Source organism: Frankia sp. CoWAU3 (assembly GCF_977971855.1).
The window spans coordinates 36,263-37,268 of sequence record NZ_CDWWXB010000012.1; the positions used below are offsets into that span (position 1 = coordinate 36,263).

Genomic DNA, 1,006 nt, shown 5'->3' on the forward strand with positions numbered 1-1,006 from the left:
CGTCATCGGTATGCACTGGTTCAACCCGGCCCCGGCGATGAAGCTGATCGAGGTGGTGCCCACGGTGCTCACCGGCGACGACGTGACAGCCACGGTCCTGGCGCTGTCCCGAGCGGCCGGGCGGCATCCGGTGCTCTGCGCCGACCGGGCGGGGTTCATCGTCAACGCGTTGCTGTTTCCCTATCTCAACGACGCAGTGAAGATGCTCCAGGCGCACTATGCGACGATCGAGGACGTTGACACGGCGATGACGGTCGGTTGCGGCCATCCGCTGGGCCCCTTCGCGCTCGCCGACGTCGTCGGCCTCGATGTCACGCTCGCGATCACGCGCTCGTTGTACGCGCAGTTCCGCGAGCCCGGCTACGCCCCGGCACCCCTGCTCGAACAGCTGGTCCGGGCTGGGTTCCTGGGACGCAAGACCGGCCGGGGGTTCCTCGACCACCCGCCGCGCTGAGCCCACCCGTCACGCCGAGAACAAAATCGCTTCTGTCCACGCGGACTAGGATGTCGACGGTCGGCGGGAAATCCCGATTCGCGCGGGAGGAGGCTGGAGCGGCGATGGTCGTGCTCGACAGGGACGCCGTGCGAGCGTTCAGTCGGGAAGTCACGATGTTCCTTCCCGATCTGGTCCGGCTGCTGCGGCGGGTCGTCGCCGATCCGCGGGTCCCGCAGTCCGCGAAGGTGGAGGCCGCCGCGGCGCTCGCGTACCTCGTGTCGCCGAAGAACCGGCTGACCAACGTGATTCCGGTGGTGGGTCAGCTCGACGACGTCGCGGTTATCGCGTTCGCCTTCCGGCGGCTGGCCGTCGGAGCCGGGGAGCCGATCCTGCGTGAGCACTGGCGTGGCAGCGATCGCGGCTTCCATCTGCTCATCGGTGCGTCGTCCGCCCTGGCGAGTCCGGCGGGGGCCGTGCGCAAGGCCAAGCTCGCCCGCTCGCTCGTGATGGCCGGCTTCGAGCGGGTCGGCGGGCGGGTGCGGTGGACGGGCGAGAGGTTCGGGGCGGGGA

General features: G+C 69.8%; 2 protein-coding genes. Both read left to right on the forward strand.

The features are described from left to right. On the forward strand, positions 1–454 hold a 454-nt coding region (locus tag AC08ON_RS02810), incomplete at its 5' end, for a 3-hydroxyacyl-CoA dehydrogenase family protein (protein ID WP_476616399.1). Between the two features lie 104 nt (positions 455–558). Beyond that, on the forward strand, positions 559–1,006 hold a 448-nt coding region (locus AC08ON_RS02815; RefSeq protein ID WP_476616400.1), incomplete at its 3' end, for a YkvA family protein.